12 protein-coding genes are annotated in these 15,775 nt (G+C 67.3%); 6 read left to right on the forward strand and 6 right to left on the reverse strand.

Annotation, left to right across the window (positions count from 1 at the left end; translation table 11 throughout):
- Position 1 precedes the first annotated feature (1 nt).
- Positions 2-856: an ABC transporter permease gene (locus FBZ89_RS01530; protein WP_145748265.1), complete on the reverse strand. Its 855-nt coding sequence runs from the start codon at positions 854-856 to the stop codon at positions 2-4.
- Between the two features lie 862 nt (positions 857-1,718).
- On the opposite strand from FBZ89_RS01530, the gene FBZ89_RS01535 reads away from it, so the two are divergent.
- From FBZ89_RS01535 to FBZ89_RS01545, 3 genes are all read left to right on the forward strand, one after another.
- Positions 1,719-3,920 carry a TonB-dependent receptor gene (locus FBZ89_RS01535; protein WP_145748266.1) on the forward strand — a complete coding sequence of 734 codons (2,202 nt, stop codon included), beginning with the start codon at positions 1,719-1,721 and terminating at the stop codon, positions 3,918-3,920.
- Between the two features lie 152 nt (positions 3,921-4,072).
- A complete protein-coding gene (locus FBZ89_RS01540) occupies positions 4,073-5,077 on the forward strand; it encodes a nucleoside hydrolase (RefSeq protein ID WP_246171976.1) in 1,005 nt (334 codons plus the stop codon).
- A 12-nt stretch (positions 5,078-5,089) separates the two neighbouring features.
- A complete protein-coding gene (locus tag FBZ89_RS01545) occupies positions 5,090-7,270 on the forward strand; it encodes a formylglycine-generating enzyme family protein (protein ID WP_145748267.1) in 2,181 nt (726 codons plus the stop codon).
- Between the two features lie 3 nt (positions 7,271-7,273).
- Here FBZ89_RS01545 and FBZ89_RS01550 read toward each other — a convergent pair whose 3' ends face one another.
- The 3 genes from FBZ89_RS01550 to FBZ89_RS01560 all read right to left on the reverse strand — a co-directional run bounded on the left by FBZ89_RS01550 (position 7,274) and on the right by FBZ89_RS01560 (position 11,005).
- Positions 7,274-8,116 (reverse strand): substrate-binding periplasmic protein, encoded by an 843-nt coding sequence (locus FBZ89_RS01550; protein WP_145748268.1) that lies wholly within the window; start codon positions 8,114-8,116, stop codon positions 7,274-7,276.
- A gap of 164 nt (positions 8,117-8,280) precedes the next feature.
- The gene (locus FBZ89_RS01555) at positions 8,281-9,240 is read right to left on the reverse strand and encodes a nucleoside hydrolase (RefSeq protein WP_145748269.1); all 960 of its coding nucleotides are present in this window, start codon (positions 9,238-9,240) and stop codon (positions 8,281-8,283) included.
- Positions 9,241-9,262: 22 nt separating this feature from the next.
- Positions 9,263-11,005 (reverse strand): adenosine deaminase family protein, encoded by a 1,743-nt coding sequence (locus tag FBZ89_RS01560; protein WP_246171977.1) that lies wholly within the window; start codon positions 11,003-11,005, stop codon positions 9,263-9,265.
- A gap of 316 nt (positions 11,006-11,321) precedes the next feature.
- On the opposite strand from FBZ89_RS01560, the gene FBZ89_RS01565 reads away from it, so the two are divergent.
- The 3 genes from FBZ89_RS01565 (at position 11,322) to FBZ89_RS01575 (ending at position 14,559) form a co-directional block, all read left to right on the forward strand.
- A complete protein-coding gene (locus tag FBZ89_RS01565) occupies positions 11,322-11,594 on the forward strand; it encodes a hypothetical protein (RefSeq protein WP_145748270.1) in 273 nt (90 codons plus the stop codon).
- Between the two features lie 664 nt (positions 11,595-12,258).
- Positions 12,259-13,686, forward strand: coding sequence for an FAD/NAD(P)-binding protein (locus tag FBZ89_RS01570; protein ID WP_145748271.1), 1,428 nt, complete (start codon positions 12,259-12,261; stop codon positions 13,684-13,686).
- A gap of 132 nt (positions 13,687-13,818) precedes the next feature.
- On the forward strand, positions 13,819-14,559 hold the full coding sequence (locus FBZ89_RS01575) for an EAL domain-containing protein (protein WP_145748272.1): 741 nt from the start codon (positions 13,819-13,821) through the stop codon (positions 14,557-14,559).
- A 226-nt stretch (positions 14,560-14,785) separates the two neighbouring features.
- Here FBZ89_RS01575 and FBZ89_RS01580 read toward each other — a convergent pair whose 3' ends face one another.
- Positions 14,786-15,271, reverse strand: a complete 486-nt coding sequence (locus FBZ89_RS01580; RefSeq protein WP_145748273.1) for an SRPBCC family protein — start codon at positions 15,269-15,271, stop codon at positions 14,786-14,788.
- 18 nt (positions 15,272-15,289) lie between these two features.
- Positions 15,290-15,601, reverse strand: a complete 312-nt coding sequence (locus FBZ89_RS01585) for an ArsR/SmtB family transcription factor (protein ID WP_145748274.1) — start codon at positions 15,599-15,601, stop codon at positions 15,290-15,292.
- Between the last annotated feature and the right edge of the window lie 174 nt (positions 15,602-15,775).

Here is a 15,775-nt window from a genome sequence, read left to right on the forward strand (position 1 = left end):
ATCACACCCAGTAAGCGATCCGGGACCGGAAGCGGCTGAAGAAAACGGCGGTCACCAACAGCCCGCCCACGGTCATGATGCCGACGATCTGCCAGGAGTAGGGGGCGAACGGTTCGCCCAGCAAAGGCGCACGGACGACATCGATGGCGGCGAACAGGGGATTGAAGTCGCCTATATGTCGATACTTGCCCAGTGTTTCCACGGTCCAGAACACGGGCGTCACGAAAAAGACGACCTGCAGCAGCGCCGCCACGATCGGCGGCACGTCACGGAACCGGGCACTCAGCATGCCCAGCAGGATGCTGATCCAGAAGCCGTTGATACATAAGAGGACGAGGCCCGGAATGGCCATCAGCGCATCCCAGCCGATGCCGTGCCCCATCATCAGGAAGACGATAGGGATCAAGACGGCGTTATGGCCCAGGATCAGCAGGTTGCGGAAGACGCTGCGCAGCACGTGCACGGTATAAGGCAGGCGAACCTGCTGGATGGCGTGTTGCACCGACATGAAGGCGGAGCAGCCGTCGGTGATCACCGACGAGATGAACTGCCAAATCAGCAGGCCCAGGGTCAGGAAGGGAACATAGCGTTCCGGATCCAGATGGAAGATCTGGGAATAAACGAAGCCCATGGCCGCGATCATGATGGCGGTGCTGAATGTCAGCCACAGCGGGCCCAGCACGGAGCCGCGATAGCGCAGCACGATGTCCTGCATGGCCATGGCGCGCCAAAGCCAATGCTGGCTCATGCCACTGGCCAAGTCGCGCAACGCCAAGCGCCCCCGATTGGGCGTCGCGGGCCTGGCGGTCTGAATGGGATCCGTCTGGGCGGAAAGCGGCTTACCGGCGACTATCATGGGGAACGCGGCTCCAAAACAAATCTCACCATGCTCTCAGCACCCAACTGCGGGTTCACCAGACTTCTTTTGCTCGCCGGTCGCGACGGGACGTCCGTTTGTCGGCCTTGAAGGCGCCATGGCCATGGCCGGACGCGCCGTGGGGCAGCCCGGGGCACCTTGCCAAAACAATACAAAGCCGAAGGCCTGGCCATGAGCATCCTTGTCGCTGACGGGGTACCATAACCCCGTCCCCCTGTTCCATCTTAAAACCTCAGGCCTCCTCGCCGCGGATTGCGGGGCCGAGCTATCGGCCAATGGCCGGTGGCAATGGCCGAAGCCCCACCAAAGCCACCGGCCCGCCAAAGCCACCGGAAGGAGCGGCGGCCGACTGCGCTTTTATAGTGTGGCTATTCTAGGGCGCTTGGCCGACGTATCGCTGGGAGCGGGGAGCCCGGCGCGGGCGGTCAACCTGTCCAGCCCCAAGAGAGCTTATAAGTTAGGCAAAATGCCGGCGCTGTTGCCCGGATTATGGGCATGGCTGGCTGCGCCGCACCCCTTTTTCTTCGCCCTCCCCCGCGCCTCTGCGTCAATTTGAAACTGGCGCCTTTTTTGCTAGCGGCAGGCGAGGGCAGGGGTTCGGGTGCCGCATCGCGGCAACACTCGCGCCTGAAATATGTGCATTGCGGCAAAATTCCGGTCTGGTCCTCGCTTTCTTGTTGGATTTGAAAGACCTTCAGTAGTAGTGGGGCTGCCGCAAACAAAATCTGCCATGTACCCTCCCCCGGCTGTTCCCAGCCTAGCCTTTTGGCGCGGGGACCGGTGCGACGGGCAACGCAAAAGCAGGTCCGGCAAGGGCCTGGAAAAAGTGAAGGGATCGAGCATGATGAGGGTTGAGAAGGGCCGCGGGCTGAAGTCCGCGCTGCTGGGTATGTCGGCTTTGAGCCTGCTGGGTCTGACCAGCGTGGCGCACGCCGCCGACGACAATTCCGACAAGCTGGACGAGATCATCGTGTCGGCTGAACGCCGCCCGGCGCTGGAGCGTGAGGTGCCGATCGCCGTCACCTCCATCAGCGGGGAAAAGCTGGACGTGCTGAATTCCGGCGGCCAGGACATCCGCTTCCTGGCGGGTCGCGCCCCCAGCCTGCAGGCTGAGTCGTCGTTCGGCCGCACCTATCCCCGTTTCTACATCCGCGGCCTGGGCAACGCCGACTTCGACCCCAACGCCTCCCAGCCGGTGTCGGTGGTGTTCGACGACGTCGCCATGGAGAACCCCATGCTGAAGGCCTTCCCGGTCTTCGACGTGGGTGCGGTGGAAGTGCTGCGCGGCCCGCAGGGCACGTTGTTCGGCAAGAACACCCCGGCCGGCGTGGTCAAGATCGACAGCGCCAAGCCCAGCGACACCTTCGGCGGCTTCGCCGATCTGACCTACGGCAGCTATGACACGGTGAACTTCACCGGCGCCGTGGGCGGCCCCATCGTCAAGGACGTGCTGAAGTACCGCGCCTCGGTCAGCCTGCAGCGCCGCAACGACTGGGTCCAGAACCAGGACATCTCCACGAAGAACGACACGGATTTCGAGGGCTATCGCGATCTGGCCGGCCGGTTCCAGCTGGAATACACGCCGAACGAGAACCTGGACGTCCTGCTGAACGTCCATGGCCGCCAGCTGGACGGCTCCGCCCGCCTGTTCCGCGCCAACATCATCCAGAAGGGCACCAATGACCTGGTTCCGGGCTTCGACATCGAGAAGGCCAACCAGGACGGCGCCAACCCGCAGAAGCTGAACTCCTTCGGCTCCAACCTGCACGTCGTCTACGACGCCGGCCCCGTGACCGTCACCTCGGTCAGCGGCTATGAGCGCGCCAACGTGTTCAGCCGCGGCGACATCGACGGCGGCGTGCCCTCGGACGTGCCGTTCTCGGTGGAGACCGGCGGCTACAACTCCCCGCGCGAGCTGAGCCAGGAACTGCGCTTCGCCTCCAACGACCTGGGCCCCTGGCTGTTGCAGGGCGGCCTGTACTATTTCAACTCCTACCTGGCCGGTAAGGACTACGACTACGTCACCGCCGATGGCTCCATCGACAACCAGGTTCGGCACAAGGACCGCAGCGAGACCGACGGCGCCTTCGGTTCGGTGAAGTACAAGGTCACCGACGCCCTGACCCTGGGCGGCGGCGTGCGCTATTCCCATGACAACAAGTCGGTCGAGTCCATCCGCGACTTCGGCTTCACCGGCCCGATCTATCTGCGCACCAGCGTCAACGGCGGCAACGCCTCCTGGGACGTGTCGGCCGACTATGCCGTCAACAGCGACGTGAACGTCTTCGCCCGCGTTGCCACCGGCTACCTGGCCCCGTCCATCCAGGATCGCATCGCCTTCGCCAACGCCACGTCGTCCGCCAAGGCCGAGACCACCATCTCGTATGAAGCGGGCGTCAAGTCGTCGCTGTTCGACAAGCGTGCCAGCTTCAACCTGACCGGCTACTACTACGACACCAGCGACATGCAGCTGACCGCCGTGGGCGGCGCCACCAACACCGCCCGCCTGCTGAACGCCGACCACGCCGTCGGCTACGGCGTGGAGGTGGAGCTGGAGGCCAAGCCGGTGGAGCACATGCTGGTCACCTTTGGCGGCAGCTACAACCACACTGAAATCCAGGACCCGAACGTGTCGGTCGCCACCTGCGGCGGCGGCTGCACCGTGACCAACGCGCTGAACGCCCAGGGCAACGCCCTGCTGGACGGCAACCCCTTGCCCGAGGCGCCGGAATGGGTGCTGAACGCCACCTTCCGCTATGGCGTGCCGGTGGGCGACAAGGGCGAGGTGTTCTTCTACACCGACTGGGCCTACCGCAGCGACGTGAACTTCTTCCTGTACAAGTCGACGGAGTTCACCGGCAAGTGGCTGCTGGATGGCGGCCTGCGCCTGGGTTACAAGAACGACGACGGCTATGAGGTCGCGGCCTTCGTCCGCAACGTGCTGGACCAGGTGCGCGTCATCGGCGCCATCGACTTCAACAACCTGACGGGCATGGTCAACGAGCCCCGCATCATCGGCGTTCAGGCCAAGTACTCGTTCTAAGACGTATCCGCGTGATCCCGGTGGCGGCCGGCCCGCCGCCGGGCGATCGTGATGCGAGCTGTTTTGGCAAGGGCCCGGCCGTGGCAGCGGCGGGTCCTTGTTCCTATGCGCGCCCCATCGCGGGCGGCCGTCCCGTGCCTTGGGGGATACCCATGACCCGGTCCACACTCCGGATCGCCTTTCTGTTCCCGTTGCTGTGCGCGGGTGTCCTTTGTGCCGCCCTGCCGGCCGGTCCCGGTGTTGCGGCCCCGGGGGCGGTCACCCCGGCGATGCGGGAAAAGGTCATCATCGACACCGACATCGGCGATGATATCGACGACGCCTTCGCCCTGGCGGCGGCGCTGAATGATCAGCACCTCGACATTCTGGGCGTGGCGGCGGCCTGGGGCGACACGGGCCTGCGTGTGCGTCAGCTGCAGCGCCTGCTGGCCATCGCCGGACGCGCCGACGTGCCCGTGACGCAAGGGCCCGCCACGCCCAACACCACGCCCTACACCCAGAAGCGGTGGGCGGAAGGGCAGCCGGTGCCGGCCGCGCCCGTGCCGTCCTCGGTGGACTTCATCCTGGACCAGGCGCGCCGTTACCCCGGGCAGGTCACGCTCATCTCCCTGGCGCCGCCCAGCACCCTGGGCGCCTTGATCGACCGCGATCCCGCCGGCTTCGCCAAGCTGAAGCGCGTGGTCATGATGGGTGGCTCGGTTTATGCAGGTTATGATGACACCGGCTATGGCCCGCTCAAGGGCCCCACGCCGGAATACAACATCTATTCAGACATCGGCTCGGCCAGGAAGCTTTTCGCCAGCGGCGTGCCTCTGGTGGTGATGCCGCTCGACAGCACCCGGCTGAAGCTGGATGAGGTGAAGCGCGACCTGCTGTTCGCCGCCGGCACGCCCATGACCGATGCCCTGGCCCTGATGTATCACCAGTGGCGCCACCTCAACGGCTGGGGCCAGATCACGCCCACGCTGTTCGACCTGGTGCCCGTGGCCTATGTCCTGGATCCCAGGCTGTGCCCCACGACGCCCCTGCGCCTGGTCGTGGGCGACAAGGGGGAGACGACGCCGGCGCCAGGTCCCGCCAATGCGCAGGTCTGCCTGAAGGAGGATAAGGAGGGCATCCTGGATCTATTGATGACCGGCCTGCTGGCGCGGCAGTAGGAGGGACAGCCCATGCGCCGCCTGCTGGTTGCCGCTTTTCTAGGCATGCTTTTAACCGGCACCGCCGGGGCGCAGGATACCCAGGCTGTGCCCTACGGCAGCTGGAAGCAGCTGATGATCAACGGCCCCGCCTGCCTCACCTGGCGGGAGGCGTGGGAAGGCGGGACGCGGGAGTGCGCGGGCGCCGACTACGAGGCCTGGCTGGCGGATGTCCGCCATTGGCGCCAGGAACGCCGCATCCGCATCGGCTACGACCCCGCCCGCTATGACGATCCCCGGCTGGCCTGGACGCGCACCAGCTTCGTCCAGACGCAGATGATGGTGGAGGATCGCTATTTCTATGACCCCGTGGCCGGGCGCTACACCGTCGATCGCTACCTGGATGATCTGACGGCCCGCTTCGGTGGCATCGACGCCGTCCTGCTGTGGCCCGATTACCCCAACATGGGCATCGACGACCGCAACCAGCTGGACCAGGTGGCCAACCTGCCGGGCGGGCTGCCGGCGGTGAAGGCCATGGTGGCGGACTTCCACCGCCGGGGCGTGCGCGTGCTGCTGCCCATGATGATGTGGGACCAGGGCAGCCGCGCGCTGGACCGCCCCTGGCCGCAAGCCATCGCCGAGATGGCCAGGGAGATCGGCATCGACGGCATCAACGGCGATACCCAGGACGGCGTGCCGCTGGCCTTTTCGCTGGCGGCCGACAAGACGGGCCATCCGCTGGCCTTCCAGCCGGAAGGGGTGCTGGCGGATGAGGCCGTGGCTTGGGACCTGATGTCCTGGGGTCAATACACCTTCGCGCCCGTGCCCAAGGTCGATCGCTACAAGTGGCTGGAGCCCCGGCACATGGTCAACATTTCGGACCGCTGGGCCCGGGATAAGACCGACGACCTGCACTACGCCTTTTTCAACGGCATCGGCTGGGAGGCGTGGGAGAACGTCTGGGGCATCTGGAACGGTATCAGTGCCCGTGATGGCGAGGCGATGCGCCGGGTGGCGACCCTGGAACGGGGCTTGGGAAGCCTGCTGTCCAGCCCGGACTGGCAGCCCTTTTATCCCACCCGCGCCGCCGGCATATACGCCAGCCGCTGGCCCGGTGCCGACGGCCGCGTGGCCTGGACCATCGTCAACCGCAACGACCACCCGTTGGATCAGGCGGTGCTGGCCGTGCCGGCGGACGGGGCGGCCTTGCGCTATTTCGACCTCTATCACGGCGTGGAACTGGCGCCGCGCCGGGAAGGGGGCCAGCTGCTGCTGTCCTTCCCGCTGGAGGCCCAGGGCTTCGGCGCCGTGCTGGCGCTACCCGGCGCGCCGGACGCCGCCACGCGCGACCTGATGGCGCGCATGAAGGCGCTGACGGCCACGGATCTGGCCAGCCTGCCGCGCGTGTGGGCGCCGCTGCCGCAGCGCCTGGTCGATATCCCAGCCACGGCACCCGCCGCCGCCGCGCCCGAGGGCATGGTGGAAATCCCGGCCGGCGACTTCACCTTCCGCGTCCAGGGGTTGGAGATCGAGGGCGGCACCAACGCCGGCGTCGATGTCGCCTATCCCTGGGAGGGGGAGGCGCGGCGCTATCATGAGCATCGCCTGTCATTGCCGCGTTTCTTCATGGACCGCTTTCCCGTCACCAACGCGCAGTTCAAGCGCTTCCTGGACGCCAGCGGCTATCACCCCCGGGACGACCGCAACTTCCTGAAGGATTGGAAGGGCGGCACCTATCCCGCCGGGTGGGACGACCGGCCCGTCACCTGGGTGTCGCAGGAGGACGCGCGCGCCTACGCCGGCTGGGCGGGCAAGCGCCTGCCGCATGAATGGGAATGGCAATACGCGGCGCAGGGGCGGGACGGCCGCCGCTACCCCTGGGGTGACACTTGGCGGAATGACGCCGCGCCCGTGCCGGAACGGGGCCGCGCCGTGCGGCCGCCCGATGCCGTGGGCGCCCATCCGGCGGGGGCCAGTCCCTTCGGGGTCGAGGATCTGGTGGGCAACGTCTGGCAGTGGACGGATGAGTACCAGGACGACCATACCCGTGCCGCCATCCTGCGCGGCGGCAGCCTGTACCAGCCCCAGGGCTCCATCTGGTACTTCCCGCAGGCCTACCGCAACGACCAGCACGGCAAGCTGCTGCTGATGGCCCCCTCCCGCGATCGCTCCGCCTTGGTGGGCTTCCGCTGCGTGAAGGATGCGGGCTGAAGATCAAAGTCCTGGGGCGTGGCCCGCGTGCCGCAGGGCGATACGTTCCAGCGTGCCGTCCGCAGCCAAGCGCTCAAGACCGGCATCCAGCCGTTCCCGCACCTCAGGGTCCAGGTGGCGGGAGAAGACCATATATTGGTCCTCCACCGCCAGCGGATGGGGCAGGATGCGAATCCGCCCGTCCCAGCCGTTGTTCTGGATGACCTCCGTCAGGCCGGGGTTGCGGAAGATGAAGAAGCGGCCCCTGCCGCTCATCAGCTTGCGCAGGTTGGTGTCGCTGTGCGCGGCCCAGGCGTCGATGCGGCCGGCGGCCAGCATCTTCAACACGCTGACCGGATCCGGCACCACCGCCAGGGTGGGGATGGCGCCCATGTGCTCCGTCGCCCAGCCGTTGCCGACGTAGCTGCCCAGACGGAAGGCCGCCAGTTCCTCCAGGCCGCCAACCGCCTTGAAACGGTCGTCGTCGCGGCGGTGCCAGATGCCGATGTCGCTGGTCATCACCGGCTGCAGACAGAACTGGACATAAACGGCGCGGTCAGCGGAGGGCACGGTGCAGAAGCCGTCCGCTTGGCCGGCCCGCACCGTGGCTTGGGCGCGACCCCAAGGCATCAGGCTGGTGGTTTGGCTATAACCGGCGGCCGAGGTGACGACGTCCACATCGTCTTTCAGTAGGCCGGTGGCGTTGCCGTCCGCGTCGGCATAGCTGAAGGGCACCACGTTGTCGGCATAGACGAAACGCAAGGGCGCCACCGCCGCGCGGGCGGCCCAGGGGCCCAGGGCCAGGCCCAAGCCAGCGGAACCGGCCCCCCGCAACAGGGCGCGGCGGTCCATGATGGTGCCCCTCATCTAGCCCCCGCGTGTTCGGTCCTGGATGATCGAAGGTGTCGGGACGTGCGTTAACTAAGCCTGGAAACGGGTCGGTTCGTCTTCCTAATCCAGACAGGCTACACCAGAGGGGCTGCGGGAGAAAGCGCCACCATCAGTAGTAGTAGTGGTGGCGCCACCTCGGATCAGCGGACGGCGTCCGTCATCATGCGGACGAAGCCTTCGCGGTCGGCGCGCTTGATGACGCGCATGTTGGGCATCTGGGGCGCCAAGTCCGGATCGGCATCGGCCGCGTCCGGCAGGATGGCGGACGACACGCTGGAATAGCCGCGCGTCAGCGTGCCGGCCGTTTCCACGTCCACCACGCACTCCTCCGCTTCCAGCACCAGGGCCTCATTCAGGGCGCAGGCGCAGGTCAGCGCGTCGGGATGGATGCTGCCGTCGATGCGCTGGCGATCGCGTGAGAAGGCCAGGCTGTCGCGGTTCACGCGGGTGAAGAACCGCGACACCGGCGTGCCCAGGGCCGCGATGGCGTCCAGCTCGGCGCTGGTGATGACGCCCTCGACCATCGACCGGGTCCAGGTCAGCAGGCTGGCCTTGAAGCCGGCGTTGACCACGATCTTGGCGGCCTCAGGATCGACATAGAAATTGAACTCGGCCGCGCTGGTGACGTTGCCCACGGCGTTGTCGGTGCCGCCCATGATCCACAAATGCTTGGTGGCCTGGACGATGGCCGGTTCCTTCATCACCGCCAGCGCCAGGTTGGTCAGGGGCGCCTGGGCGATGATGGTGACCTCGCCGGGGTGGGCCAGGACGGTGTCGATGATGGCGTCGACGGCGTGCTTGGCCTCCGGCCGCTGCTTGGCCGGCGGATAGTTGGCGTCGCTCATGCCGTCTTTGCCGAAGACATAGGCCGCGTCCAGCGGCTTGCGCATCATGGGCAGGCGGGCGCCCGGGTAGACCGGCACCTCGCCGCCGCGGCCGGCGGCCTCGACGGTGTACAGCGCGTTCTCCACGCACTGGTCGAAGGTCACGTTGCCATGGCAGATGGTGATGGCGTCCAGCGTCACCTTGGGATTACGCAGGGCCAGCAGCAGGGAAAAGGCGTCATCGCCGGCGGTATCGGTGTCGATCAGAAGGCGCATGGGCGCGGTCTCGCTTCAAAACTCAATTGGGGGATTTGCCAAGGGACTCGGCGGTGGTTTTAGGGCCGTGGCCCTGACCCCACAAGCCGCTTTCGGCCTCGGCGGCCACGGCCATCTCGAAATCGTGGAAGTCCGCCTCCAGCCGCCATTGCAGGGTGGCCTTTTGGCTCTGGTCCAGGAAGGCCTGGCAGGCGGCGGACGGGCTCGTGCCGGGATGATCGGCGGCGCAGGATGCCACGAGCTGCCCCGGCGCCCCCCACAGGCTGGCGCCGGGCAGGAAGGCATGTTCCAGCCCGTTGCGGGAGAAGGTCTTCAGCGTGGCGTAATCCAGGCCGTAGGTCTCCGCCGCGCGCACATACTCATGCGTCAGGTCGATGCGCGACACGCCCTCGTCATCGGTGGACAGGGCCAAGGGCACGCCGAAGGCACGGTAGGCGGTGATGGGATGGTCGCGGCCCGTCACGCCCAGGATGACGTCGTTGCTGGTCAGGTTGATCTCCACCAGCACGCCCCGGTCGGCCATGGTCTTCAGCACATGCTGGGCGTCCGTCTCCTGCCCGATGTCCACGCCGTGCCCGATGCGCTTGGCGCCCGCCACCTCGACCGCCAGGCGGATGTGATCGCGCAGGTCCTCCGGCGGCACCAGGCCCAAGGCCAGCTCACCGGCATGCAGCGACAGGTTGGCCGCTGGCATGCGCCGGCCCAGATAACCCAGCAGGCGCATCTGCAGGCCATAGTCCTTCAGCGTCACCGGGTTGTCCTCCGGCGCCACCAGATTGACGCCGACGAAGCGCGGGTCGGCGGCTGTCAGGGCGTAGCCGTACAGGCTTTGCGCGAACACCTGCGGGGCGGGCAGCACGCGGATGACCTGGGCCAGATAGCGGATGCTGACGGCGCAGCCCGGCTGGGCGTCCGCCGTCCCACAGCGCAGGATCTGGCGCATGCGGGCCTCCGCCGCATCGGTATCGGCCTTCGCGGCGGCGATGACGGCGGGCAGGCCGGGTTCCACCTTCGCGCGCCAGGCCTCGAACGTGGCGTCGTTGCCGGGGATGGTGCCGGGGGCCGGCGTGCCCAGCGGGGCGGCCAGGGCCGCCGCCTTGGACATGCCGTTGGACCACATCAGTTCCAGGTACAGCACGTGGCTGGCGGCGGCGCGGTTCGCCGCCTCCGCCAGCATCTCGGGCACGCGGGCCTTCAGCGCCGGCTCGAACTTGGCGAAGCTATCAAAGAAATGGTCGTGCCCGGATTCCGCACCCGCCACGAAGTTGCGCATGGACAGGGCGTTGATCAGCCGGTTGTACAGGCCGACATCGCGCCGCGCGTCGGCAGCCGGCACCAGGCCGCCCGTACAGGGGGCGGGCTTCAGCACCAGCGCCTTGGGGTCGATGCACGCCGATTCCGCCGCCGCCCAGTCCACCATGTTCTCCGCATAGATGCCGCCGCTCATGTGGTTGTGCAGGTCGGCGCCCTTGGGCATGCGGCGCAGGAACATGGCCAGCCGCACCGGGTCGGCGCGCAGATGGCGGAACAGCGTGGCCGTTCGCAACTCCGGCGTCTGGGGGGCTTCGGCCGGGGCGGGGGGAGCGGCCGCCGGTGCGTCGCCGTGGCCCCCATCGGCGGCACAGGCGGCCAAAAGCAGCAGGCCACCCGCCGCCAGAATGGTGCGAATACGCGTCGCCCCGGTGCGCCCCGCCTGGGTGCGCCCCATCTGGGTACGCCCCATCTGGGTACGCCCCATCTGGGTACGCAGTGCCCCCATACTCATGCCCCTCGCCCCTTGTCATTTCACCCGCCCACGGATGGCCCGCCACCGGGATGGGTCAGGGTCGGGCCATCGACGCGTCCAGGGGCGGGGGCCACGGGGCGGATACGCCGTTGCCAGTCCAGGGCATTATGGGGGTTGGCGGCCAGTGGTGCCACCGCCCAAATCCGGGAAGACTTTCAAGCCGGGCATGGGTGTCCCGCCATAGCCGCCGGCTATCGAAACGGGATGTTGAACCTTAACCATTGGCCGTTAAACTTCCGGCTGTTCACGGCGCTCCGTTCCGGGGCCGTCCTTCCAGCCGTCAGGAGAATCCCAGGTGCGCGCCCTTTCCGCCCTCACCCTTTGCGCCCCCCTTGCCGCCTCGCTGCTGCTGTCTCTGCCGGCGGCGGCTCAGAGCTCCCCGCCGGCCGACGCCGACAAGAAGGCGGTGATTCAGCAGCAGAAAGAAAATGAGGACGCGGAAACCCTCTGCCGCGTCATCAAGGAAAAGGCCGATTACGAGAAGTGCCTGGAGCTGTACTTCCTGGACCAGGACCAGTTCCGCGCCTTCCTCGATGCGCATAAGCCCAAGCCCGCACCCAAGGCTTGAGAAAAACGATGAGGCCGCCCCCCGTGCACCCGCCGGGGCGGCCGTCATCCTAATGACCGCCTCAGAACTTGTAGCTGACGCGGCGTAATAGAACGCCCCGTTTAAGCCGAAGGGTGAGTCGTTGCTGTAGGGATAGACGCCGCTGGTGCTGTTGGCGTCGATCACCTGATAGCTGATGGTGACGTCGGCGATCCACCTGGCGCCATAGGTCTGGCCCGGCGCCGGGTTGCTGCTGTCCAGCGAGGTGGTGCTGCCTTAGCGGGGGGCGGGGGCGTACCGTGGGCGACAGCTTGTCCCAGTCACAGGTCGCCGCCAAGTTCAGCTTGTTCTTGGGGCTGCCCCTTCTCGATGCGGTATCAGGAAGGCGGGCAGGAACAACGTTTTTTTTATGTTCATATTTTTATTCAACATATTGATTGAGCATGGCGCAGATCGTCGCAGTCCCGCAGGCGTCGACCTGGAACGGCGCGCGGCGGAGGTGCCATGCCAGAATTGTATAGATCACGTGGCGTTTGGCTGATCTATGGTCTGGCAAATTTAACGTTACCTCAAATGTGGTATGTAAGCCAAACGTCGCTTGACAGCGGGGGTGGGCGCCATTGAGCATGGGGATCAATTTGCGGCCCCCTTGGGCGCACCCCACCGGCGCCGGGTAGGAACACCCATGACGACACGGCCGACCATCGCCATCATCGGCGCGGGCTTCAGCGGTTCTTTGCTGGCCTTGCACCTCCTGTCCCGCGGGGCCGACTGTCCCCGCATCCTGTTGATCGAACGCGCCTCCGACTTCGGCCGGGGGCTGGCCTACGCCACCGGCAATCCCGCCCACCTGCTGAACGTTCGGGCCGGGAACATGAGCGCGTTCCCCGACCAGCCGGAACATTTCCTGGCCTGGCTGCGCCAGCAGGGCGATGCGGTGCCGGGGGCCGCCGGGGCCGGCCCCGCCAGCTTCGTCGCGCGCCAGACCTACGGCCATTACCTGCAAAAGCTGATCTCGGACGCCGCCAAGCAGTCACGCTCCGCCGGCCGCCTCATCCTGGTGCCGGACACGGCCGTGGCCCTGCGGCATGAGGGCGGGCGCATGGTGGTGCGCCTGGACGTGGGCCGGGAATACAAGCTGGACGCGGCCGTCCTGGCCATCGGCAATTTCCCGCCACAGCCGCCGCACCTGTTCGACGGCGCCTTTTTCCGTTCCCCCCGCTTCCATCCCGATCCCTGGGCACCCAGCGTGGCGCGAGACATCGGCGTGCGCGACAGCGTGCTCGTGGTGGGCACCGGCCTCACCATGGTCGACACGGTGCTGTCCCTGCGGGCGCGCGGCCACCAGGGGCAGATCGTGGCGCTGTCGCGCCGTGGCCTGCTGCCCCGCCGGCACACCGACGCCGTGCCCCACGTGGTGCCGCCACCGCCGGACATGCCCACTTCCCTCTCCCGCGCACTGGCCCATGTGCGCCGCCTGGTGCGGCAGGAACAGGCGGCCGGACGCGCCTGGCAGCCGGTGATCGACAGCCTGCGCCCGCGCACGGTGGCCTATTGGCAGGCCCTGCCCCTAGGTGAGAGGAAGCGCTTCTTGCGTCATCTGCGCCCCTGGTGGGACGTGCACCGCCACCGCCTGGCGCCGGCCGTCGCCACCCAACTGACCGCCTTGCAGGCCACGGGCGCGCTGATCGTCACCGCTGGCCGACTGCAGTCCATCGAGGAGGTGCCTGACGCCCTGCAGGGTCGGGTGCGCGTGACCTACCGCCCCCGGAACGAGGACGGCGACATCACCTTCCCGGTCGACCAGGTCATCAACTGCTCCGGCCCGGCCTGCGACATCCTGCGGGTGACCGATCCGCTGGTGCGCGACCTGTTGGCCCAGGGCACCATCCGCCCCGACCCCCTGCACCTGGGCCTGGACGTGGACACCGAGGCGCGGGTGCTGGATGCCGGCGGCCGGCCGGTTTCCGGGCTGTACGCCATCGGCCCGGTCACGCGTGGCACCTTTTGGGAAATGACGGCCGTGCCCGACATCCGCATGCAGGCCGCCACCCTGGCCCAGCACATCGGCGCCTACATCGACCGCCATGCCAAGGTGGCGGTGGAGGCCTGACGCGACCCTTCCATTCCTTGGCGCATCCCTTGTCCACGGTGGCGTCATGATCCTTATGTAGGGCTTCCGTGACCGTTCCCCTCCATGCCGGTGGGCGGAATATGTCCCTTGTTAAGGAAGAGTGCCCCTGTGATGGATTGCCAGGCTTGCCGTGAGGGGACGGTGCTTCCCTTCGACTTCACCATGGCGTTCCAGCCCATTGTCGATGCCGCCGCCGGCACCGTCTTCGCCTATGAGGCCCTGGTGCGCGGCCCGGCGGGCGAGGGGGCGGGCACCGTTCTGGCGCGGGTGGACGCGGCCAACCGCTACGCCTTCGACCAGGCCTGCCGGGTGAAAGCCATCGAGCTAGCGGCCAAGCTGGGTCTGGCGCAGACGGGTGCGCGCCTGTCCATCAACTTTCTGCCGGCGGCGATCCACCGGCCGGAGCATTGCCTGCGCGCCACCTTCAAGGCCAGCAGGGCGATGGGCCTGCCGCTGGACCGCCTGATGTTCGAGGCGACGGAGAACGAGCCCATCCAGGACCCGGCCCACTTGCTGGACATCTTCCAGGAATACCGCCGCCACGGCTTCCTCTCGGCCATCGACGATTTCGGCGCCGGCTACGCCGGCCTCAGCTTGCTGGCCAAGTTCCAGCCCGACGTGCTGAAGATCGACATGGAACTGACCCGCGACGTGCATATCCGGCCGGTCAGCCGCACCATCATCGCCGCCATCCTGCAGGTCTGCCAAACCTTGGGCATCACCGTGGTGGCGGAGGGGGTGGAGACGGCGGAGGAACTGGCCACCCTTCGCGATCTCGGCATCACCCTGATCCAGGGCTACCTGTTCGGCCGGCCGGCGTTCGAGGCGCTGCCCAAGCCTCTAGACCTCTAGCCGCGCCAGGAACCGGTCGAAGGACCGGTCCACCGCCTCCCGCCCGCTACCGGGCGGTGGGGGTGCCAGCGGTTGGGATCATGACGGTTCCTCCGTTGTTCGCATCGGTCAGCTGTTCATAGCGGTCAGCGGGCTTGGGCGACGGTGCGCTGCGCGGCACCCAGGATCAGCAGCACCGCCAGCGCGCGGTCGACAACCTTTCCCATCGGTTCCCCCCGTTCTGTTTTCAGCCGCTTGCCGCGCCGGCGTACAGGTCCAGGATGCCGCCCCAGCCACCGTCGCTGTCCACCTTGCCCCGCAGGCGCTCGCCGTTCTCGGCGCCGAAGCGGTCCAGGTGGCGGTGTTCCAGCGTCACCCGGGTCAGGGTCTCATCCAGGACGGTGAAGGTCACCTCCACCTCCGAATAGGTATCGGTGCGGATCTGGAAATCGCCGTCCAGATGCCAGCTCAGCACCAGGCGGGCCGGCGGCTCCCACGCCAGCACGCGGCCCCAGTCGCACTCCGACCCGTCGTCGCCCACCTCGTACCAGCGGCCGTCCACCTTGGGCTCGATGATGGCGTTGGCCAGGGGCGCCTTGCCGATGTGATGGGTGGCGGGCCACCAGCTGCTGAAGCGGGTGGTGAAGACGTGAAAGGCATGGGCCTGGCTGGCCTTCACCGTCACGGTCTTCACCACAGGTGCTACGGCGATGGTGCGTTCGGCAAGCGTCATGGCGGTGGCCTCTCCCGTTTATGGTTTGTCGCTCGTCCTCTCCGCCTCGGCGGCAAAGGCGTCGAGCGCGGTCTCCCAGAACTGGTCCAGCCAGCGGCGCAGGGCGCCCAGGCCGTGCGGGTCGATGTGATAGATGCGCCGCGTCCCCTCCGCCCGGTCGCTCACCAGCCCGGCGTCCTTCAGCACCTTCAGGTGCTGCGACACCGCCGGCCGGCTGATGGGCAGATGCCGCGCCAACTCCCCCACCGGCTGCGGCCCAGCCCGCAACCGCTCAAACACCGCCCGCCGGGTGGGATCGGCCAGGGCGGTCAGCGCTTGTTCGTAAGACATGGCTTACGGTAAGCTACGGCGAACGGATGAGTCAAGATACCGATCAACGACCAGTCCTGAATTCCGTAGGGGCGAGGTGGTGAAAAAGTCCGCGAGACTGCCCGGCGCGGTGACGGTGGCCGGACAGGGTTGGGCGGCCTCACCACCGCAACCGCACGGTTGTCCTTGGTGATG

The sequence above is a fragment of the Nitrospirillum amazonense genome (assembly GCF_007828045.1).
Lineage (GTDB): Bacteria > Pseudomonadota > Alphaproteobacteria > Azospirillales > Azospirillaceae > Nitrospirillum > Nitrospirillum amazonense_C.